General features: G+C 67.4%; 16 protein-coding genes and 1 tRNA gene. 5 read left to right on the top strand and 12 right to left on the bottom strand.

Annotation, left to right across the window (positions count from 1 at the left end):
* Nucleotides 1-20 precede the first annotated feature (20 nt).
* The 4 genes from tldD to AC5P60_RS16520 are packed head-to-tail and all read right to left on the bottom strand — an operon-like array spanning nucleotide 21 to nucleotide 7,500.
* Nucleotides 21-1,466 carry a metalloprotease TldD gene (gene tldD / locus AC5P60_RS16535; protein WP_005410527.1) on the bottom strand — a complete coding sequence of 482 codons (1,446 nt, stop codon included), beginning with the start codon at nucleotides 1,464-1,466 and terminating at the stop codon, nucleotides 21-23.
* A 60-nt stretch (nucleotides 1,467-1,526) separates the two neighbouring features.
* Complete coding sequence (locus tag AC5P60_RS16530) at nucleotides 1,527-5,381, bottom strand: YhdP family protein (RefSeq protein WP_483693286.1); 3,855 nt, start codon at nucleotides 5,379-5,381, stop codon at nucleotides 1,527-1,529.
* A 30-nt stretch (nucleotides 5,382-5,411) separates the two neighbouring features.
* Nucleotides 5,412-6,899: a ribonuclease G gene (gene rng / locus AC5P60_RS16525; RefSeq protein ID WP_005410529.1), complete on the bottom strand. Its 1,488-nt coding sequence runs from the start codon at nucleotides 6,897-6,899 to the stop codon at nucleotides 5,412-5,414.
* Nucleotides 6,892-7,500 (bottom strand): Maf family nucleotide pyrophosphatase, encoded by a 609-nt coding sequence (locus AC5P60_RS16520; protein WP_012480925.1) that lies wholly within the window; start codon nucleotides 7,498-7,500, stop codon nucleotides 6,892-6,894. Before AC5P60_RS16520 ends, rng begins: the two co-directional genes overlap by 8 nt.
* Before the next feature lie 131 nt (nucleotides 7,501-7,631).
* Between AC5P60_RS16520 and AC5P60_RS16515 the strand changes: the two genes are divergently transcribed.
* The 4 genes from AC5P60_RS16515 to AC5P60_RS16500 all read left to right on the top strand — a co-directional run bounded on the left by AC5P60_RS16515 (nucleotide 7,632) and on the right by AC5P60_RS16500 (nucleotide 13,817).
* Nucleotides 7,632-8,369: an SIMPL domain-containing protein gene (locus tag AC5P60_RS16515; protein WP_049451963.1), complete on the top strand. Its 738-nt coding sequence runs from the start codon at nucleotides 7,632-7,634 to the stop codon at nucleotides 8,367-8,369.
* Nucleotides 8,370-8,581: 212 nt separating this feature from the next.
* The gene (locus AC5P60_RS16510; protein ID WP_483693285.1) at nucleotides 8,582-9,232 is read left to right on the top strand and encodes an energy transducer TonB; all 651 of its coding nucleotides are present in this window, start codon (nucleotides 8,582-8,584) and stop codon (nucleotides 9,230-9,232) included.
* Between the two features lie 196 nt (nucleotides 9,233-9,428).
* The gene (locus AC5P60_RS16505) at nucleotides 9,429-12,266 is read left to right on the top strand and encodes a TonB-dependent receptor (protein ID WP_005410533.1); all 2,838 of its coding nucleotides are present in this window, start codon (nucleotides 9,429-9,431) and stop codon (nucleotides 12,264-12,266) included.
* Between the two features lie 129 nt (nucleotides 12,267-12,395).
* Entirely contained in the window at nucleotides 12,396-13,817 is a 1,422-nt protein-coding gene (locus tag AC5P60_RS16500) for a basic amino acid/polyamine antiporter (protein ID WP_483693284.1), read from the top strand.
* A gap of 73 nt (nucleotides 13,818-13,890) precedes the next feature.
* On the opposite strand, the gene AC5P60_RS16495 is transcribed toward AC5P60_RS16500, so the two are convergent.
* The 8 genes from AC5P60_RS16495 to AC5P60_RS16460 form a co-directional block, all read right to left on the bottom strand.
* Nucleotides 13,891-13,967, bottom strand: a tRNA-Asn gene (locus tag AC5P60_RS16495).
* Between the two features lie 22 nt (nucleotides 13,968-13,989).
* Nucleotides 13,990-14,460, bottom strand: coding sequence for a 23S rRNA (pseudouridine(1915)-N(3))-methyltransferase RlmH (gene rlmH, locus AC5P60_RS16490; RefSeq protein WP_049453118.1), 471 nt, complete (start codon nucleotides 14,458-14,460; stop codon nucleotides 13,990-13,992).
* A gap of 64 nt (nucleotides 14,461-14,524) precedes the next feature.
* Entirely contained in the window at nucleotides 14,525-14,935 is a 411-nt protein-coding gene (rsfS, locus tag AC5P60_RS16485; protein ID WP_005410536.1) for a ribosome silencing factor, read from the bottom strand.
* A 58-nt stretch (nucleotides 14,936-14,993) separates the two neighbouring features.
* Nucleotides 14,994-15,662, bottom strand: a complete 669-nt coding sequence (gene nadD, locus AC5P60_RS16480; protein WP_171968551.1) for a nicotinate-nucleotide adenylyltransferase — start codon at nucleotides 15,660-15,662, stop codon at nucleotides 14,994-14,996.
* Complete coding sequence (gene holA, locus AC5P60_RS16475; protein WP_049453115.1) at nucleotides 15,663-16,700, bottom strand: DNA polymerase III subunit delta; 1,038 nt, start codon at nucleotides 16,698-16,700, stop codon at nucleotides 15,663-15,665. It abuts the gene before it with no gap.
* Nucleotides 16,701-16,709: 9 nt separating this feature from the next.
* Nucleotides 16,710-17,294 (bottom strand): LPS-assembly lipoprotein LptE, encoded by a 585-nt coding sequence (locus AC5P60_RS16470; RefSeq protein WP_088470409.1) that lies wholly within the window; start codon nucleotides 17,292-17,294, stop codon nucleotides 16,710-16,712.
* A gap of 136 nt (nucleotides 17,295-17,430) precedes the next feature.
* On the bottom strand, nucleotides 17,431-20,073 hold the full coding sequence (gene leuS, locus AC5P60_RS16465) for a leucine--tRNA ligase (RefSeq protein WP_049453120.1): 2,643 nt from the start codon (nucleotides 20,071-20,073) through the stop codon (nucleotides 17,431-17,433).
* A 105-nt stretch (nucleotides 20,074-20,178) separates the two neighbouring features.
* Nucleotides 20,179-20,781, bottom strand: a complete 603-nt coding sequence (locus AC5P60_RS16460) for a DUF998 domain-containing protein (protein WP_049453111.1) — start codon at nucleotides 20,779-20,781, stop codon at nucleotides 20,179-20,181.
* Nucleotides 20,782-20,905: 124 nt separating this feature from the next.
* On the opposite strand from AC5P60_RS16460, the gene trxA reads away from it, so the two are divergent.
* Complete coding sequence (gene trxA, locus AC5P60_RS16455; RefSeq protein WP_483693283.1) at nucleotides 20,906-21,763, top strand: thioredoxin; 858 nt, start codon at nucleotides 20,906-20,908, stop codon at nucleotides 21,761-21,763.
* The last annotated feature ends 101 nt before the right edge of the window (nucleotides 21,764-21,864 follow it).

Raw genomic sequence — 21,864 nt, 5'->3', positions numbered from 1 at the left:
GGCGCTGGCCATCGCCCGGCTCAGGCCTGGGTACCGCCGACGGTGATGCCCTCGATCAACAGCGACGGCTGGCCGACACCCACCGGCACGCTCTGCCCGTCCTTGCCACAGATACCCACGCCCTCGTCCAGGGCCAGGTCGTTGCCGACCATCCGCACCTTCTGCATGGTTTCCGGACCGTTGCCGATCAGGGTCGCCCCCTTCACCGGTGCAGTGATGCGGCCATCCTCGATCAGGTAGGCCTCGGTGGCCGAGAACACGTACTTGCCGCTGGTGATGTCGACCTGGCCGCCGCCGAAGTTCACTGCATACAGGCCCTTCTTCACCGAGCGGATCATTTCCTGCGGGTCGTGCTGGCCGGCGCGCATGTAGGTATTGGTCATGCGCGGCATGGTCAGGTGCGCGAACGATTCGCGACGCCCGTTGCCGGTCGGTGCCATGCCCATCAGGCGTGCATTGAGGCTGTCCTGCATGTAGCCGACCAGGATGCCGTCCTCGATCAGCGTGGTGCACTGGCTCGGGTGGCCTTCGTCGTCGATGTTGAGCGAACCGCGACGCCCGTCCAGGGTTCCATCGTCGACGATGGTCACGCCCGGTGCCGCCACGCGTTCGCCGATGCGGCCGGCATACACGCTGGTGCCCTTGCGGTTGAAGTCGCCTTCCAGGCCGTGGCCGACCGCTTCATGCAGCAGCACGCCGGGCCAGCCAGGTCCCAGTACCACCGGCATCACGCCGGCCGGCGCCGGCACGGCGTCCAGGTTCACCAGCGCCTGGCGCAGGGCCTCGCGCGCAAACGCTTCCGGGCGGCCATCAGCGAACAGTTCCCCGTAGCCATAGCGGCCACCGCCACCGGCATAGCCCGACTCGCGGCGGCCGTTGTGTTCGACGATCACCTGCACGTTCAGGCGCACCAGCGGGCGCACGTCAGCGCCCAGCACGCCGTCGCTGCGCGCGATGAGCACCGTGTCCACGCCGCCGGACAGGCTCACCATCACCTGCTTCACGCGCGGGTCGGCGGCACGCAGGTAGCCGTCCAGGCGCTTCAGCACCTCGACCTTTGCCTCGTTGCCGACGCCATCGATGGGATCCAGCGCCGGATACAGCGCGCGTGAATTGCCGCGCAGCAGCGAGCGCCCGGACTGCGCGCCACCCTCGCGCGAAATCGCACGCGCCGACTGCGCCGCGGCCAGCAGCGCGTCGGCATGGATGTCGTCGGAGTAGGCGAATCCGGTCTTCTCGCCGGACATCGCCCGTACGCCCACACCTTGCTCGATGGAATGGGCACCGTCCTTGACGATGCCGTCTTCCACGCTCCAGCTCTCGCGGCGGGCGTGCTGGAAATAGAGGTCGCCGAAGTCCACACCGGGGCCGAGCAGCTGGCCGAAGGTGCGCTCCAGGCCATCGGTATCCAGCCCGCCGGGGCGCAGCAGGCGATCTTGGGCAAGCGTCAGGGCGATATCAGTCATGGTTCTCGATCTGGGGGTGCTGGGGCGCTCAGGCAAGCCCCGTGAACAGGAGGTCCACGCTCAGCGTGAGCGTGGCAGGTCGGTAACGGGCGGCGGAACGGCCGGGGCCGGGCGCGGCGCGGGCGCTGGCGGGGTCTTGTCGCGGCTGCGTTCGATCACTTCCACCTTCGGCTCCTTCCATGGACCGGTCACCTTGTAGGTGCGGGCGCCGATCTCGCCGAGCGGTTTGGACAGTACCGCATTGGTGGCCGCGCCGAGCGCCGCGCCCACCGGGCCACCGGCCACCGCGCCGACCACCGTCAGCAGGTTGCCGGCGCGCGGGTTGACATCGATGGTCTGGTCGAACCGCTGGTTGCGCAGGTCGGCCTGGCCGCGGATGGTGATGTTCGCCGCCGGGCCTTCGATCAGTACCTTGTCGGTGCGGGCCATGCCCTGCCCGAACTGCACGCTGCCGTCGACCTGGTTGAACGCGAAGCCCTTGGAGAAGAAGTCGCGGAAGTCGAACATCAGGCGCCGCGGCAGCTGGGTCACGCTGAGCAGGCCCAGCACCCGGCCAGCGCCAGGCTCCAGCTCCAGCAGCTGGCCATTACGCGCGTGCAGATCAAGGCTGCCCTGCAGATTGGCCAGCTGGAAGTCCGACGGCCCCCCGCTCCAGGAGGCGAGCAGCTGCGCCTGGCCAGAGCCGCCACGCAGCTGGCCGCCGTAGTCGAGGTTCTGCATCAGGCCGCCCAGGTCCTCGCTGCGCACCTGCGCGGTCAGCTCGGTGCGGGCACCACCGGTGCGACCCAGCCAGCGACCGCTGATGTCGATCTCCTGATCGGGTGCGCGGAAGCGCAGCTCGTCCACGTTCAGGCCATTGGCCAGCGGCCGCGTACGCAGCACCGCCTGGCCCAGCACCACCTTGCCGAACTTCAGGTCGGCGATGTCCAGCGCGAACGGCGGCAGCTTGGCCGGGTCCATGTCGTTGGCGCCGGCCTGCACCCGGGCTGGCGCGGCCGCGCCCGGCGCCGGCGGCAGCGACTGCCAGTGCACACGGTCGAGTCGGCCACTGATGGTGCCTCCTTCGGCGTTGGGTACGGTCAGGCGACCGGCCAGCGAAGGTCCATCCAGGCGCACGTCCAGCGCCTGCGGTCCCGGCTGCAGCTGCAACCGGGTCTGCTCGAAGACGCCGCCGATCAGCATCAGCTTGCCGACCTGCACGTCCACTGCACGCAGCGGCATGCCGTCATCGTCGTTGCCACCACGGGCCAGACTGATCCACTCCAGCGCATCCAGAGTCGGGCTGCGGCCATTGACGGACAGTCCGCTGGGCGGCGGCTCGCGATCGGCATGGTCGCTGCCCAGGGTGACCTGCACACCGGTGCGGTTGTTGTGGCTGCGCGCGGCCAGGGCGAGGCGCTGGCCAAAGGCCACATCGATGCGACCAGCGCCCATCGGCAGCTGCGCGGCCACCGTGGTCGCCAGCGGCTCGGTGGCCGGCTTGTCCAGCGGTGCCGGCAAGTCCAGGCGGGTTCCCACCAGATCCGAACTCAGGCGCAGTTCGCTGGGCGGTGCGGGCGCTCCCGGTGCGACTTTGGGCAAGTTGACCGCGATGGTCCAGGGCGAGTTACCCGCGATATAGGGCTTGAGCCACGCCATTTCCGGGGCGCGGTCAATCAACACACCGGCGTCGAGGTTGGCCGTCAGCTGCGACTCGAACGCCAGCCTGCTGTCGTGCACGTAGCCGCCGGCACGCAGGCTCAAGCGGCCGTCCTGACCGAGGTGGCGCACCGCCAGTTCCTCGGCACCGAAGCCACCATTGCTGTAGCGCGCCTGCCCATGCATGTTGTCGAAGGCCAGCTGGAAGCGCTTGTCCACCAGTTTCACACCATTGAGGTCGACCGTGCCCTGCAGGTGACCGCCACCCTCATCGTGGTGCAGCGGCTGCAGCAGGTCGAAGGTCACATGCGCCGGGCCCGCAGCCGTGAGGTTGTCCAGGGTGTCGCCATAGTCCTTGTGCAATGGGCTCTGCCGCAGCATTGCCAGCAGTCTGCCGGCCTCGCTCTGCGCATCGGCACGCACGTACAGCGGCTGCTGCCCGAAGTCCTGGATGCCCGCCTCGAATCTCTGCACCGCTACACCGGCCAGGTCCCCGCGCCCATGCATGTCGAAGCCGGGGCCGATGAAGGCGATATCGGCGTCGACCTGGCGCATCAGCGGCCAGTCGTGCTGGAAGCGGATGTCGCCGTTGGTGATATGGCCGGTGGCCTCGAAGCGGCCATCGTTGTTGTCGAACGGCCAGTCGTCCAGGTCACCGCTGACCAGGCCGACGCCATTGCGCACCTGGCCGCCGGCCAGCGCCATGTCCAGCCAGTCGGTGGCGCCCTTGCTCATCTTGGAGTGGATCCAGAAGCGCTTGGCCGCCGTCATCGGCACATTGTCCAGCTTGGCCGCCAACTGCAGCCAGGGCCGCGTGCCGTCGCCCTGGAACCAGACACCACCGCGCACATCGGCCGCGTAGTCGGTGCCTTCCACGCGCATCGCCGCAGTGCCGATACGCCAGCCACCGGCCTCGTCACGCCAGCCCACGATCTGGCCCGCCAGGTGCAGGTCGTGCCGCACGCCAAAGCCGGTGGGCCAATCGAACTGCAGCTGCCGTTGCGGATGCAGCTGCAGGCTGAAGCCATCGGCGTCGCCCTCGAAATGTCCCCCCAGGCCGCGCAGACCCGGAGAATTGCCAACGCTGGCAAAGCCCAGCGACTGCAGCTCGCCCTGTGCCCGCAACGGGCCATCACGTTCGCCGGCCAGTTGCAGCTCTCGCACATCCAGCTGCGGTTTGGACAGGAACAACCAATGGCGCAGGCCTGGCTCGAGGCGATCACTCAGCGCCAGCGCACGCAGCGCCGTACCGGCCTGTACTTCGCCGGAACTCACCCGCAGCTGCCTGCCAACCTGCAACTGCAGGCCATCGAGCTGTTGTTCGCCGTCTTCGGTCTTCAAACGAAGGCGCGGTACCTGCAGCGCCCAACCGTCGGCCTGGCGCTGCCAGCGCAGGCGCGCCTGCAAGCGCTGCAGCTGCAACCGCGGCGTTGCCACGTCGGGCATCGGTGCACCGTCGACGCGCACGTCACGCAGGTCCGAATCGGTGGTCAGCGCCACCGGCGCGAAGTCGCGCAGGGTCAGCCACAGGTTCAGCTCACCCTTGCCTTCGCGCAGGCGCACGCCACCAGCTGCCAGCAACGGCGACCAGGCATGGAAATCAACAGGATCGGCACCCAACCAGGCCTGCCCGTTGCCGCGCGCGCGGTCCACGTCCAGCACTGCGGTCAGCGGCAGGGCATCGGTCTGCGCCCAGGCACGCACGCCCACACGCAGGCGATCGCCATTGACGCGCAGGCGCAGATCGATACGCGGCAGGGTGGTATCGATACCCAGTCCCGGTGCATGCACACCCAGGCGGCCATCGATCACCTGCAGCTCGCCCAGCCGGCGCAGCGCGTCCAGCGGGTCACCGCCGGTGTTGGACTGTGGCAGGCCGCGCACCGACCAGCGGCCGTCCTCGCCCTGCTGCAGGTCCAGCGCCAGGCCACGCAGGCGCAGCTCGGTCAGCGAGCGACCAGGCAGCATCCCGCTGTACATTGACACCAGCACTTCGGCCTCGCCGATGGCCAGGCCCTGACCGGCGCCGATGCGCAGGCCCTTCAGCTGCAGCAGCGGACCACGCCGGGTCCAGGCCGTCTGCAGCTGGTCGAAATGCACCGGCTGGCCGGCACGCTCACTCAGCCAGGCGGCAATCCTGTCGGGGTGACGCTCGGCCAGCGGCAGCAGCTGGCTGAGGGTACCCACCAGCAGTGCCAGCCCGACCAGGCCTACCGCGCAGGCGGCAATGAAATGACGGCGGATCCTTCGCAGTCGCAGGCGCGGCGGCGCGCTCATCGGCCACCGCCGGCCTGCGGCCGGCGAGGATCAGAGCAGAACGACATCGAATTGCTCCTGCAGGTACTGCTCGTCCGCCTGGAAGCGGATGCTCTTGCCGAGGAATTCCTCCAGCTCGGCCACCGCCGAGGATTCCTCGTCGGTGATGCGCGCGACCACCTTGGTCGAGGCGATCACCAGCAGGCGTGCGGCATCGAACTGGCGCACGGCACGGGTGATCTCGCGGAAGATCTCGTAGGTCACCGTTTCGGTGGTCTTGATGCTGCCACGGCCACTGCACTGCGGGCACGTTTCCGACAGCTGGCGCTCCAGGCTTTCCACCGTGCGCTTGCGCGTCATCTCCACCAGCCCCAGCGGCGAGAAGTCGTACACCGTGGTCTTGGCATGGTCGCGGGCCAGCGCCTTTTCCAGGGTGCGCAGCACCTGGCGGCGATGCTCGGCATCGTCCATGTCGATGAAGTCGATGATGATGATGCCGCCCAGGTTGCGCAGGCGCAGCTGGCGGGCCACCGCCTGTGCCGCTTCCAGGTTGGTGCGGAACACCGTCTCTTCCAGGTTGCGCTGGCCGAGGAACGAACCGGTATTGACGTCGATGGTGGTCATCGCCTCGGTCTGGTCGATCACCAGGTAACCACCGGATTTCAGCGGCACCTGCTTGTCCAGCGCACGGCCGATCTCGTCCTCCACCCCGAACATGTCGAAGATCGGGCGATCGCCTGAATACAGTTCCAGCTTCTCGGCCAGCACCGGCATGTACTTGGCCACGAACGCCTGCAGCTGCGCGAAGGTTTCCTTCGAGTCCACCTTCACCTTGTCCACGTCCTTGCGGATCAGGTCGCGCACCGAACGCAGCGGCAGGCTCAGGTCTTCATAGATGTTGCTGCACGAGGCCGCTTCGCGGCCGCGGCGCTCGACCACGTTCCAGACCCGCGACAGGTAAGCGATGTCCTCGGCGATGGCCTCGGCCGGCTGGCCCTCGGCATTGGTACGCACGATGTAGCCGTAGCCGCCATGCTGCGCAGACAGCTCGGTCACCAGGGCCTTCAGGCGGGCGCGCTCGGCTTCATCCTCGATGCGCGCGGACACCCCCACCACCTTGGATTGCGGCAGCAGCACCATGTAGCGCGACGGAATGCTGATCTGGGTGGTCAGGCGTGCGCCCTTGGTGCCGATCGGGTCCTTCACCACCTGCACCACGATGTCCTGGCCGTCACGCAGCAGCTCGACGATGGGCACGCTGGCCGGCGGCGGCAGGGTCGTGTTCTCGGTGTCTGCACTGGCCACCGGGGCCGGGCGCACCACGTCGTTGGCGTGCAGGAACGCGGCGCGCTCCAGGCCTACCTCGACGAACGCGGCCTGCATGCCGGGCATGACCCGCTGCACCTTGCCCTTGTAGATGTTGCCGACCACACCCCGGCGCCAACCGCGCTCGATGTGCAGTTCCTGCAGCATGCCGTTCTCGATCACCGCGACCCGGGTCTCGCGCGGGGTCACATTGACCAGGATTTCCTCAGACATCGGCAGCCTCCCTGGCGGCATCGGCAGTGGGGGCCAGCACGCCACAGCGCGCCAGCAGACGATCGGTATGCAGCAATGGCAGCCCCATGACGCCGGAGTAGCTGCCGGAAAGATGTTCGATCCAGCGCTCGGCCCCGCCCTGGATGGCGTAGGCCCCGGCCTTGTCCAACGGCTCGCCGGTGGCGACATAGGCGGCGATGTCGGCGGCGGCGATCGGGGCGAAGGTCACTTCGGAAATGACCAGTTCGCTGTCCAGCCCGTCGGCGCCGACCACCACCACCGCAGTCATCACCTGGTGGGTGCGCCCGGCCAGGCGCGCCAGCATCGCGCGGGCGCCGGCGGCGTCGGCCGGCTTGCCGAACACTTCACCGTCCAGCACCACCTCGGTGTCCGAGCCGAGCACCCGCGCCTGCGGATCATCGGCCAGCACCCGGGCCAGGCCGGCGCGCGCCTTGTCGGCGGCGACCCGGCACACATACTGTTCGGCGCTTTCAGCGGGCGCGCGCTGCTCGACGACCTCCAGGTCCAGGGCCTGGAAGGGGCGTCCGAGTCGGGCCAGCAACTGGTTGCGTCGGGGGGAGCGGGAAGCAAGATAGAGCATCGGCACAGCATAACCTGAGGCCGCCACCTGAATCGTCGGCAACCCGTCCCGGAACGCGTTCAACCCCGAACGGGCTCACAGCGCGTTCATCGCTACGACACCACCCTCAACGGCACAACAAGGAGTTCTCCATGCGCCTGACCGCCACCCCGCTGCTGCTTGCCCTGTCCCTCGCCCTTGGAACCTCGATGACTGCCCATGCCGACCCGTCGTCGCCGTCGATCGCCGCCGCGGCCGAAGGCACGCTGCTGAACATTTCGGCCAATGCCGAAGCCACCCGCGTGCCGGACGTGGCCACCCTGTCGGCCGGTGTGGTCACCCAGGCCGCCGATGGCAACAGCGCCATGCGCCAGAACGCCCAGCAGATGGACAAGGTACTGGCCGCGATCAAGGCCGCCGGCATCGCCGAGCGCGACGTGCAGACCAGCGGCGTCAGCCTCAATCCGCAGTACCGCTATGCCGACAACGAAGCGCCGAAGATCACCGGCTACCAGGCCAGCAACACGGTCAGCCTGAAGGTCCGTGACATCGCCAAGCTCGGCAAGGTGCTGGACGCGCTGGCCGCTCAGGGCGCCAACCAGATCAACGGCCCCAGCTTCGAGATCGACCAGCCGGAACCGGTCTATGACGAAGCGCGCCTGGCCGCGCTGAAGAAGGCCCAGGCCCGCGCCCAGACCTATGCCAAGTCGCTCGGCCTTCAGGTGCGCCGCATCGTCAGCATCTCCGAGAATGCCGGCGGTGGTTACCGCCCGATGCCGATGATGCGGACCATGGCCGCCGGCGCGGCGATGGACAAGGCCACGCCGGTCGCCCCGGGCGAATCCACTGTCTCGGTCAACCTGGACGTGGTGTTCGAGCTGGGTCGCTGATCCCATCCGTTCCGGTAGACAGAGGCGGGTCCCGCGGGGCCCGCCTTTTTCATGGGCCAGGGCGCCTGGCTGAAGGCCAGCCCAACGATCCTGCCCCTGCCTCTAGGCAGTGGCCGGGGCCTGGCGTTAATGATTGGCTGCCAGCCGCGTGCGGCAACCCCGCCACGGGCCCTGGTGCGTTGAGGACTTCGTCACTGGCATGGAGGTGGACCATGGTTCGTACGTATCCCGTTGCATCCCCACACTTCGACCCCGCCCGCGTTACCGCCTGGAGCGCGGCCATCGCCCTGCACCTGCTCGCGTTCCTGTTGCTGCTGATCCCGGCGACCTACCAGGCCGTGCAGGTCCCGCGTGACAAGACCACGGTCAGGCTGATCGAGAAGATCCCGCCAACGCCGCCCCCACCGGTGCTGCAGGAACCGAAGGAAATCGCCCGGGTCGTGCCGAAACCGCAGGCACAGCCGGCGACACCGCCACTGCCGGCCCCAACCGCGACCGTGGAGGAAACGCAGGGCATCATGCTGCCGGCCGCCGAACAGGCCCCGCCGCAACTCGCGCCGAGCATCGACACCCATGCACCGCTGGCCGGCGCCCAGCTGCAATACCGCAGTGCCCAGCCACCGGCCTATCCGGTCGCCGCACTGCGCAACCATGAGCAGGGCACGGTGCTGCTGCGGGTGGAGGTCGACAGCAGCGGCCAGCCGGTCGCGGTCAGCATCGAGCGCAGCAGTGGCTCGCGCCACCTGGACCAGGCTGCACGCCAGCAGGTGCTCAAGCGCTGGCGCTTTGAACCGGCCCAGCGTGATGGTGTAGCGGTACCGGCCATCGGTTTGGTGCCGGTGCAGTTCTCGTTGCCGGACTGACGACCCGGGCCGGTCCGACCGCCTGTCGGACCGGCCTTCGGGACCGAACTGCCAAACTCGGCAAAGTTCCAGTTCAAACGTTACGGATTAAGCAAAATTTCACGACTTCGTCACCCGTCGGAAACCTAGATTGGCCCGTCCCGGACACTCCGGAGACAGCCCTCAACGCTACGGTTTTCCAGTTAGGAGAGAAGCTGTGAAACACCTGATCCAACGGCCCGCCAGCCGCCGCCGCTGCACCCTGGCATCGTCCATCACCCACATCCTTACCGGCGGCACATTGCTGCTGGTTGGCGCCGTGGCTTCCACCTCCGCCTTCGCGCAGGAGAAGGCCACCAACCTGGACCGCATCACGGTTACCGGTTCGAACATTCCGCGCACCAACACCGAAACACCGTCCCCGGTGCAGGTGGTGACCCGCCAGGAAATCGACCGCACCGGCAAGACCACGGTTGCCGAATACCTGCAGACCATCACCGCCAACGGCGCCGGCTCGATTCCCAAATCATTCGGCAACGGCTTCGCCGGCGGTGGCGCCGGCATCTCCCTGCGCGGCCTGGGCGCGGGCTCGACCCTGGTCCTGTTGAACGGCCGCCGCATGGCGACCTATGGCCTGGCCGATGATGGACAGAAGGTCTTCACCGACCTGAGCACCATCCCGCTCGACGCCGTTGAACGCGTGGAAGTGCTGAAGGACGGCGCCTCGGCGATCTATGGCTCCGATGCCATCGCCGGCGTGGTCAACATCATCCTGCGCAGTGATTTCCAGGGCGCCATCCTGCGTGGCTCCTATGGTGTCTCCGGCGACGGCGACGGCGATACCCGCAAGGCGACCCTGACCGCCGGTACCGGCGACATGGCCACCGACGGCTGGAACGCCTTCTTCAGCCTGGACGTCGGCAAGAGCGACGCGATCAAGATCAGCGACCGCAAGAACCGCAAGTGGATCGGCACCGGCGACACCCGCCAGTGGGGCTACGGCAACAATGCGCAGTTCCTGGGCGGCGCCTTCCTCAGCGGCAGGACCCGTGGCGGTGTCGGACCGAACGGTTCGGTGTATGACGACCGCAATGTCACCGAGACCAATCCGGCGACGCTGGTACCGCTGCCGGGCTGCCAGGGCCTGACCACCATTGGTGGCCAGACCGATGCTTCGGTGGCCGCGCAGGGCTGCCTGTGGGATCCGGCGCAGCTGTACCGCGACATTTCGCCGGAAGAGAAGTACGTCAACGTGTTCGGACGTGCCAGCTTCGCCTTCGGCGAGGGCGGCGAGATCTACACCGAGATCGGCTACTCGAAGAAGGAAACCACCTTCAGCAACACGCCGTCCGGTGTTTCCGGCGGCTGGGGCTACCCGGGTGGCCCGGTGAACGCCAACAGCGGCGACGGTGCCGTGGTGCTCGGCCCGAATCATCCTGACCGGCCTGCCGGCCTGGGCAACGGCCCGTTGCGCCTGCGCTACAGCGCCTGGGATGTCGGCCCGCGCGTGACCGACAACACCAACGAGTTCAACCGCTTCCTGGTCGGCGTCAAGGGCAACTGGGGCGACTGGAGTTATGACACCGCCTACCTGCATTCGGGCACCGACCTGGTCAACGAGCGCACCGGCTTCCTGCGCTACAGCGCCGTGAAGTGCGCGCTGGGCGACGCGAACTGTGCCGGTGGCGTGTGGCGCATCGGTGACAATGCCAACCTGAACTCCAAGGCACTGTACGACTACATCTCGCCGAAGATCAGCGCACGCGCCAAGTCCAGCCTGGACATGTTCGACTTCACCGTGTCGCGCAGCCTGATGGATCTGAAGGGGGGGCCGCTGGGCCTGGCGATCGGTACCGAATGGCGCAAGACCAGCAACAGCCTGACCCCGCAGACCTACACCGACACGGGTGACATCATCGGCCTGGGCTACTCGGCCTATGACGGCACGCAGAACGTGTACGCCGGCTACGTCGAACTGTCGGCACCGGTGCTGGAGCAGTTGGAACTGTCCGCTGCACTGCGCTACGACAAGTATGAAAGCGGTGAAGGCAAGGCCACGCCGAAGCTGGGCGTAAAGTGGACGCCGGCCGACTGGATCGCCTTGCGCGCCAGCTACGCCGAAGGCTTCCGTGCACCGAACCCGGCCGAGAACGGAGACGGTGGCCTGGCCGCCTTCTCCACGGCCTCGGATCCGATCCGTTGCCCGGACGGTGAAAACCCGGCCCCGGGTGCTTCGCCGGACGACTGCGGCTCGCAGTCGGTTGCGATCATCACCCGTCCGAACAAGGACCTGAAGCCGGAAGAGTCGAAGAGCTACTCGGTGGGCATCGTATTGCAGCCCACCAGCTCCACCTCGCTGACCGTCGATGCCTGGGAAATCAAGCGCACCAACGAGATCGCCCAGGGCGATACCGATGACGCGATCCGTGCCGGCAATGTCCTGCGCGACAACAACCTGCTCAACGGCGTCGCAGGCACCGGCAGCATCCTGGCCGTCAATACCGCCTACATCAACGCCAGCTCCTCGCGCGTTCGCGGCATCGACACCGACATCCGCCAGACCTTCGACATCGGCCCGGGCCAGCTGGAGATGGATCTGCAGTGGAGCCACCTGCTGAAATTCGAGCGCACCAGCGGTGGCAGCACCGATGACTTCCTGGGCACGCACGGCAACTGCGACGTGACCAACTGCATCGGTACGCCGAAGGATCGCATCAACTTCGGTACCACATGGAAACAGGGTCCTTGGAGCGTGAGCGGCGTTGCCAATTACATCTCCAGCATGGACAACACCGACAAGCGTGGCGGCAAGTACCAGTTCTTCTACTTCGACGGCACGCCGGTGAAGAAGATCTCCTCGTTCACCACCTTCGATCTGTCCGGCCGTTGGGCTGTTACCGACGAGTTCGAGCTGAGCGCTTCGGTCGAAAACGTGTTCGATCGCATCGCTCCGCTGGATCCGCTGACCTATGGCGGCGTGAACTACAACCCGATGCACTTCAGCGGCGCCATCGGACGTTACTTCACTGTCGGCGCCAAGTACACCTTCAAGTAATACCGTTCAACGCACCACCTTCGAAGGCCTGGGCATCTGCCCGGGCCTTCGTCGTTGCGGCCCCTTGCGTGCATGTTCACGGGCACACCGCTACCGTGGGTCAGCGGCATCAGCGCCGCAGGGGACATCATGGCCGCGACATCACAATGCCTCGGGCTGCCCGCGTTGACCGCACTGGTGGTCGGCTCGATGGTCGGTGCCGGCATCTTTTCATTACCGCAGAACGTGGCGCGCAGCGCCGGTCCGGCGGCGGCGCTGCTCGGCTGGGCGGTCAGCGGCGCCGGCATGCTGATGCTGGCCTTCGTGTTCCAGGCCCTGGCCAACCGCCGGCCGGATCTCGATACCGGCATCTACGCATACGCGCGCGAAGGCTTCGGCAACTACATCGGCTTCTCCGCCGCGTGGGGCTACTGGGTTGCCTCGGTGCTCGGCAACGCCAGCTTCTTCGTGCTGATCTTCAGTGGCCTCGGCCACTTCATGCCGGTCTTCGGTGAAGGCAATACCCCGGCCGCCGTGGCCGCTTCGTCGCTACTTCTCTGGACCGTGCACCTGCTGGTGCTGCGCGGCCTGCGCACCGCCGCCATCGTCAACGGCCTGGTGACGGTGGCAAAGCTGCTGCCTATCACGTTGTTCCTGATCCTGGCCGCCGGTGCGTTCCGCATGGATGTGTTCCGTGCCGATTTCCTTGGCGCGCCCGCACTCGGCGATCTCGGCCAGCAGCTGCGCGGCATGATGCTGGTGACCGTGTGGGTATTCATCGGCATCGAAGGCGCCAGCATCTACTCGCGGCGCGCGGCCCGTCGCGCCGATGTCGGCCGCGCCACGGTGATCGGCTTCCTCGGCGTCTGGCTGCTGCTGGTGCTGGTCAGCCTGCTGTCGATGGGCGTGCTGTCGCAGGCCGAACTGGCGGGGTTGCCCAATCCGTCGATGGCTTACGTGCTGCGCGCCATCGTCGGCGAGTGGGGCGCGACGGTGATCATCGTCGGCTCGATCATTTCGGTACTCGGCGCGCTGCTGGCCTGGGTGCTGCTGTGTGCCGAAGTGCTGTACGCCGCTGCGGGCGACGGCACCATGCCGGCCTTCCTGGGACGCGAGAATGCGCGCGGCGTGCCCACCAACGCGCTGTGGCTGAGCAATGGCTTGATCCAGCTGTTCCTGCTGCTGGTGCTGGTCAACTCCGGCAGCTACACGGGCCTGGTGCTGCTGGCGGCCTCGATGAGCCTGGTGCCCTACTTCCTGTCCACCGCGTTCGGCGTGCAGCTGGCGTGGCGCGGGGACGCCTATGCGGGTGAACCGGGCGTGCGCTGGCGTGACTTCGCGGTGGCGCTGCTGGCCAGTGCCTACGCGTTGTGGCTGGTGTATGCAGGGGGCCTCGACAACCTGCTGCTGTCGGTGCTGCTGTATGTGCCCGGCGTGGTGGTGTTCGCACTGACCCGGCTGCAACGCGGTGAGCAGGTATTCACGCGTTGGGAATGGGTGTTGTTCGGCGCCATTCTGGTGGTGGCCATCGCTACGCTGGTAGCGTTCTCCAGAGGTGAGCTGGCACTGTAGAGTCGAGTGCGGGCTCGGCTCTACAACAACGCAAAAAAAAGACCTGCATCTTGCGATGCAGGTCTCTTCAAAGTGGCGCCCGAAGTTGGACTCGAACCAACGACCCCCTGATTAACAGTCAAGTGCTCTAACCGGCTGAGCTATTCGGGCAGACGACTAGTATAACCACTCTTCACGCGCGATGGTAGGGGTGATTCGCAATCATTGCGGCGGCCCGGTACAACTGCTCGGCCACCACCAGGCGCACCAGCATGTGTGGCAGCGTCAATGGTCCAATCGACCACTTTTCGTCGGCCAGCGCGGAAACTTCCGGCGAATGCCCTTCCGGGCCACCGATCAGGAAGGCAAGGTCCCTGCCCTGCCCACGCCAATGCTCCAGCCGCTGCGCCAGCTGTTCGGAACTGAGCTGGCGGCCCGGCACATCCAGCGCCACCACATAGGCATTCTTCGGCAGTGCGGCGATCACGCGCCTGCCTTCGTCTTCGGTGGCGCGGCGCGCATCGCGGCCCTTGCCGCGCAGGCCGGGCTCGATTTCCACCAGATCGAACGGCAGCCAGTGCGACAGCCGCTTCTGGTACTCGGCGAAGCCCTGCGCCACCCAGCCGGGTGCGCGTTCGCCGGTAGCAATCAGGCGGGCTTTCATCAACGGTCCTCCAAAACGTCGACGGCGCCATCGGCGCCGTCGAAGGGATGCATCAACGTGCGGCTCAGGCCACTTCGTCGTCGCTGGACGGCGGCTGGTCGCCAACGGTCCACAGGCGCTCCAGGGCATAGAACTCACGCACGCGCGGCAGCATCACATGCACGATCACGTCGCCCAGGTCGACCAGTACCCACTCGGCTTCGCGCTCGCCTTCAACACCCAGCGGCATCACGTCGAGATTCTTGGCAAAGCGCACGACTTCATCGGCGATCGACTTGACGTGGCGGGTCGAGGTGCCCGAAACGACGATCATGTAGTCGGCAACGCTGGACCGGCCGCGCACATCGATCTCGACCAGGTCCTTGGCCTTCAGGTCTTCGGTGGCTTGGCGGACGCTGGCCAGCAGTTCCGGCACGGACGGCGGCGGGCTGGGCAGATCGACCTTGATGGTCTGGGGCTGGGTCTGGTTGCTCAAAGTGGATCGACTCGATAAACGTGGGGGCGATTATACGGGCAAGCCGGGGCGGCGGCATTCACGGCGTAGGGGAGCGGTACAGGCCATGGGTGGCCACATAGTCGGCCACGGCCGGCGGCAGCAACGCCCGCCAGGGGCCGCCGGCGGCGATCTGCGCACGCACGGCACTGGCCGATTCCTCGCGCAGCGGATGATGCAGGCGCAGGATGCGCCCGGCCGGACTGGCGAACAGGGCCTGCTCGTTGTCGGCCCAGCGGCCTTCCAGGGCGCGGCCAAGTTCGCCATCCACCGAGGCCTGAAGGGGGCTGCCCGGGCGCTCGGCCACCACGAAATGGGCCAGCCCGAACAGTGCCTCCCATTCATGCCAGCGGGTCAGGCCCAGCAGGCTGTCGGCCCCGACCAGCCAGGCCAATGGCCGGCTGGGGCCCAGCTCGCCGCGCAGTTCGCGCAAGGTGTCGACGGTGTAGGACGGGCGGCCGGGAAAGCGTATGGCGCGGTCCAGTTCACGATGGTCCAGCAGCAGGCCAGGCTCATCGCCGATGGCCAGCGAGAGCATGGTGAAGCGCTGGTCAGCGGTTGCGCCCGGCACCGCGCGATGCGGCGGATCAGCCGCCGGCAGCATGCGTACAGCGACCTGCAGTTCGTCACGGGCAGCACGCGCGATGGCGAGGTGCCCGAGGTGCACCGGATCGAAGGTGCCCCCGTAATAGATCCGCAGGCTCATCACTCAGGCCCGCGCCAGCAGGCGCACGGCACGCGGTTCGGCCACGGCCACCAGCAGGCGCTCCAGCGCCAGCCAGGCATCACCGTCGGCGCGCCCCTTGGCGATGCGGTCGACCAGTCCGGCCTCGGCCACGAAACGCTCCCAGCGCTTGCCCTCGGGGTGCCGCTGCAGCGCACGCTTGTAGGGCGCTTGCCGCGATTCCCAGATGCCGCGCGATTTCATTTCGGCGGCCAGATTGCCGCCACGCGCCTGTACCCGGGCCAGGCCGGCACCAGCCAACAGCTCGCGGATCACCATTGGCATCAGTGCGGCCACCGCCTCGCCTTCGCCACGCAGGCCCGCCAGCATGCGCAGCACCGCCGGCGGCTGGCCGGAGAACGTGGCTTCCAGCAGCCGGAAAACGTCATAGCGGGCGGCGTCGGCCACCAGCGATTCCATCCGTTCCACGTCCAGCGCCTGGCCGTCGGCCAGCAACGCCAGCTTGTCGATTTCCTGCGCAGCGGCCAGCAGGTTGCCCTCGACCCGCTCGGCCAGGCGCTGCACGGCGGCCGGATCGGCACGCAGGCCCTTGCCACGCAGGCGGCGCTCGATCCAGTCCGGCAGTTCGTGCGGCTTGATCGCCCACGCCACCGACAGCACGCCGATGCGATTGACTGCCTCGGCCCACTTGCCCTGGTGGGCCTTGCTCCATTCGTTGGCGGTAATCATCAGCACCACGTCCGGCGCCGGGTTGGCGCAGAACTGGCTGATCACCTCGGCCCCGTCCTTGCCCGGCTTGCCGCTGGGCAGGCGCACCTCGACCAGGCGGCGGGCACTGAACAGGCTGGGCGCGTTGAAGCTGGCGTCGAGCTGGTTCCAGTCGAAATCACGCCCATCGGCGTCGAACACTTCCCGCTCGGCAATGCCGGCGGCGCGTGCGCGTGCACGGATGGCGTCGGCCGCCTCAAGCACGCGCAGGGTTTCCGGGCCGGCAATCAGGTAGACCGGCGCCAGCGGGGTGTCAGCGCCTTGGCTGGCCAGCTGCTCCGGACGCAGTTCCATCGTCGCGACTCAGTGCTTGGCTGCGGGAACCGGCTCGGCCGGCTCCGCCCCTTCGATCGGCTTGGCCTTCGGCGCCGTCAGGCTGCCGCCCTTCTCGATCTCGGCGCGCACCACGCTGTCGATGCGGCGGATGATCGACGCGGACATTTCCCGTCGCAGCTCATCGGCCAGGATTTCGCGTTCGGTGGTGGTACCGGTGGCGTCGGTCGGCGGCGAAACGTAGTCGCGCGAAAGTTCGATCACCTGCTGCGGCACCAGCTCGCTGCCATCCTCGCGACGGAAGATGAAGATCACCGCATAGCGCAGGCTGTACTCCTGCGCACGGCCCTGCGAGTCGATGGCGATCGGCAGGTCGCCCCAGCGTTCGGACAGCACCTGGAGCTGGGTACTGGGCCCCTTGCTGTCCTCGTCGGCCAGCTTGGCACCGGATGCCAGCAGGCTGCGATTGAGCAGCTTGACCAGTTCGCTGTAAGGCGCGGTGGAGACCACCTTCACCGGCGCCGTGTCGGTCGGCAGCATCAGCTTGCTGCGCAGATGGAAACCGCAGCCGGCAAGGCCGAGGACAAGAACGAGGGCAAGCAGGATTCGGGTCATGGAGACAGTCTGGCGGAGCCGGGCGATCACGGCAACACACAGCCTGCCCGAAGCCGCGTGAATGCAGGGCCATCAAGTGCATGGCCCCGCACCGGGAAGGTACCGGCCACCGCGTGGGTGACCGGCCTAGGATGCATCAGGCAGCGACGATGTTCACGATCTTGCCCGGCACGATGATGATCTTGCGCACGGTCAGGCCTTCCATGAACTTGGCCGCATTCGGCTCGGCCAGAGCCAGTGCTTCGACCTGCTCGCGTGCAGCGTCGGCGGCCACCTCGATGGTGCCACGCAGCTTGCCGTTGACCTGCACGGCCAGGGTCAGCGCGTCGCGCACCAGCGCACCGGTGTCGGCCTGCGGGAACGGCTGGTCTTCCAGCAGCGTCTCGCCATGGCCCAGCACCTGCCACAGGGCGTGGCTGGCATGCGGGGTGATCGGGTTCAGCAGCAGCACGATGGCCTGCAGCGCTTCCTGGCGCACCGCACGGCCCTGCTCGCTGCCGTCCTCGAACTTGGCCAGCGCGTTCATCAGTTCCATCACCGCCGCGATGGCGGTGTTGAAGCTGTGGCGACGGCCATAGTCGTCACCGACCTTGCCGATGGTCTCGTGGGTCTTGCGACGCAGTGCCTTCTGGTTGGCGTCCAGCGCGGCCACGTCCAGCGCCGGGGCGGCACCGTCGGCGGCGTGCTTCTGCACCTGGGCCCACAGGCGGCGCAGGAAGCGCGCCATGCCGTCCACGCCGGCTTCGTTCCACTCCAGCGACTGTTCCGGCGGGGCGGCGAACATCGAGAACAGGCGCACGGTGTCGGCACCGTACTTGTCGACCATCGCCTGCGGGTCCACGCCGTTGTTCTTCGACTTGGACATCTTTTCAGTGCCACCGACCACCACCGGCTGGCCGTCGGCGATCAGCGTGGCGCCAGTGATGCGGCCGCGCTCGTCGCGCTGCACTTCCACATCGGCCGGATTGATCCAGTCCTTCGAGCCGTCCGGGTTCGGGCGGTAGTAGGTCTCGGCGATCACCATGCCCTGGCACAGCAGGTTGCGTGCCGGTTCGTTGCTGTCCACCATCCGCGCGTCGCGCAGCAGCTTGTGGTAGAAGCGGAAATACATCAGGTGCAGGATCGCGTGCTCGATGCCGCCGATGTACTGGTCGACCGGCAACCAGTAATTGCCGCGCTTGTCGACCGCATCACGGGCACCCGGCGAGGTGTAGCGGGCGTAGTACCAGCTCGACTCCATGAAGGTGTCGAAGGTGTCGGTCTCGCGCTCGGCCGCGCCGCCGCATTCCGGGCAGGTGGTCTTGCGCCATTCCGGATCGGTCTTGATCGGCGAACCAGTCCCCGAGAACGCCACGTCCTCCGGCAGCACCACCGGCAGCTGCTCTTCCGGCACCGGCACCGCACCGCACTTGTCGCAGTAGATCACCGGAATCGGGCAACCCCAGTAGCGCTGGCGGCTCACGCCCCAGTCGCGCAGGCGATAGTTGACGCGGCGCTGGCCCTGGGCCTTGCGCTCGAAGCGTTCGGCCAGGGCTTCGAAGGCGCCCTGGAAATCCAGCCCATCGAATTCGGCCGAGTTGACCAGCTCGAAGGCACGGTTCTTGTCGCTGTACCAGTCCTGCCAGCGGGCACCATCCCAGGTGCGCTCGTCGTCGTTGCGCGGATCCTTCAGCGCGATCACCTGCTTGATCGGCAGGCCGTACTTGTTTGCCACTTCATTGTCGCGCTGGTCGTGGCCCGGAACAGCCATCACCGCACCGGTGCCGTAGCCCATCAGCACGAAGTTGGCGACCCACACCGGCACCTTTTCGCCGGTGACCGGATGGATGGCACGCAAGCCGGTGTCCATGCCGCGCTTTTCCTGGGTTTCCAGCTCGGCCTCGGACACGCCACCCTGCTTCATTTCCGACAGCAGCGCAGCCAGTTCCGGGTTGTTCTTCGCCGCATGCAGGGCCAGCGGATGTTCGGCGGCGATCGACACGAAGGTCACGCCCATCACGGTATCCGGACGGGTGGTGAACACGCGCAGCGGATCCAGCGCAGTGCCGTCGACATCACGCACGTCGAACTGGATTTCCAGGCCCTCGGAGCGGCCGATCCAGTTGCGCTGCATGGTCTTGACCGAATCCGGCCAGCCGTCCAGTTCATCCAGGCCGTCCAGCAGTTCCTGGGCGTAATCGGTGATGCGCAGGAACCACTGCGGGATCTCGCGCTTCTCGACCAGCGCGCCGGAACGCCAACCACGGCCATCGATGACCTGCTCGTTGGCCAGCACGGTCTGGTCGACCGGATCCCAGTTCACCACCGCATTGCGGCGGTAGGCCAGGCCCTTGCGCATCAGGCGGGTGAACATGCGCTGCTCGTGGACGTAGTAGTCCGGGCGGCAGGTGGCGAATTCGCGCGACCAGTCCACCGCATAGCCCATGGCCTTGAACTGGCCACGCATGTGCTCGATGTTCTTGTAGGTCCAGGCCGCCGGTGCGGTCTTGTTCTTGATTGCCGCGTTCTCCGCAGGCAGGCCGAACGCGTCCCAACCCATCGGCTGCAGCACGTTGTGGCCGGTCATGCGCTTGTAGCGGCTGATCACGTCGCCGATGGTGTAATTGCGCACGTGGCCCATGTGCAGCGCACCGGACGGGTACGGAAGCATCGACAGGCAGTAGTACTTCGGCTTGTCCGAAGTCTCGTCGACTTCGAAGGCACGGGTGGCGTCCCAGTACTTCTGGGCGGCGGATTCAACCTGCTGCGGGTCGTAGGCGTTGGTTTCAGCGCTGGTCATGGAACACGCGGATGCGGCGGCAAAGCGGTACAGCGTACCGCAGTGCGGCAAACGTCTCCAATCCTGCCCGCCGACCGCCGGCCCCGCCAGCGCCCGGAGCCGGTCTCAGCGCGGTCGCGACAGCGGCAGGGCCAGCGCCAGCCAGACCGCCCAGCAGGCGAATGCAAGCCGTTGTGCCAGCGGCGCCGGCAGCACGCCCTGCAGCGCAAAGGCAGCCAGCGCCGCCAGCACGCCACAGGCGATCGCCACCCCGCCCAGGGCGCGGCCGTGCGTCTGGCGCAGCTGCGAGATGCCCAGCAACAGGGTGCCGGCGACGAAGCCCAGCACCCAGATCATCCAGGCACTGGCGTGCAGCTGGCTGGCCGGCCCGTGCAGATCGTCCACATCCAGCGGCATCAAGCCCATCGCGGTGAAGGCCAGTCCGCCCAGCAACAGCATCTGGCTGCCCACCCGCGGCGCCCAGCCAGCACTGGCCGGCAGCTGTCGGCGCAGGCACTCGGCCACGACCACCGCCAACAGGCCCGGCAGTACGAAGCCCAGCAGATTGAAGGCCAACGCGTGCGGCACGCCGTGTGCGCCCAGCAGGGCCACCGGGTGAATGGCCTGTGCATAGCCGTCCAGGCCGGCGCCGAAGCCCAGCACCGCCAGCACGAACAGCAGTGCGGCGGCGGGGCCGGACAGACGCAACAGGGAAGACGGGGAGGTCATGCGGGCTCCAGGAGCAACGGCGGCGGGAACGACGCATTGTCGGGCATTTGCCGCAGTCCGGGTTGAGACTGGCATCGATCGTCACCATAGAATCGGTCTCCAGATGCCAATCGATGCCTCCCCCATGACCGAGACGACCTACGTATTCGACGCCACCACTGCGACCTTCGAGGCCAAAGTCCTGCAGAAGTCGCTGCAGACGCCGGTGCTGGTCGACTTCTGGGCCACGTGGTGCGGCCCCTGCAAGACCCTGGGGCCGATGCTGGAAAAGCTGGCCGCCGAATACAACGGCGCCTTCGAGCTGGCCAAGGTCGATGTCGACAAGGAACAGCAGATCGCCGCCGCCTTCCAGATCCGCTCGGTGCCGACCGTGTTCCTGGTCAAGGGCGGCCAGCTGGTGGACGGCTTCCCCGGCGCCATCCCGGAAGGCCAGCTGCGTGAGTTCCTCGCCCAGCACGGCATCGTGCCGGCCGACGTCGGCGACACTGCCGCCGAGGACGAAGCGCCGTTGGATCCGCAGGCACAGGTGGACGTACTGCGTGCGCAGATCGCCGCCGAGCCGGACAAGGACGAGCTGAAGCTCGACCTGGCCCTGGCCCTGCTGCAGATCGGCGGCGTGGACGAAGCCGGTACGCTGATCGACGGCCTGCCCGCCAACCTGGCCACCGACGACCGCGCCGTGCGCGCCCGCGCCCGGTTGTCCTTTGCCGCTGCCCTGAAGGACGCCCCGGCCGCCGAGGTGCTGGACGCGCGCATCGCCGCCAACGGCAATGACCTCAAGGCCCGCCACCTGCGCGGCGTGCAGCTGCTGCTCGGCGGCCATGACGAAGCCGCGCTGGCGCAGTTCCTGGAAATGCTGCGGATCGACCGGAGTTTCGAGGAAGGCCTGCCGCGCAAGGCGCTGATCGATGCCTTCAATGTGATCTCCGACGAGGACCTGGTCGGCCAGTACCGCCGCAGGATGGCCTCCCTGCTGTTCTGAACGGAAGCCGGGTTCGTTCAGAATCCCTGCACTGGACGCGGGCAATAATGCGCACGATGGCGGCCGTAGGGCCGCCACGATCCGTTCGGGGGGATGAGGTC

Source organism: Stenotrophomonas sp. YJH_SMC_120 (assembly GCF_059368675.1).
The sequence above is the reverse complement of the archived record's forward strand: the minus strand, read 5'-3'. Positions and strand labels throughout refer to the sequence as shown.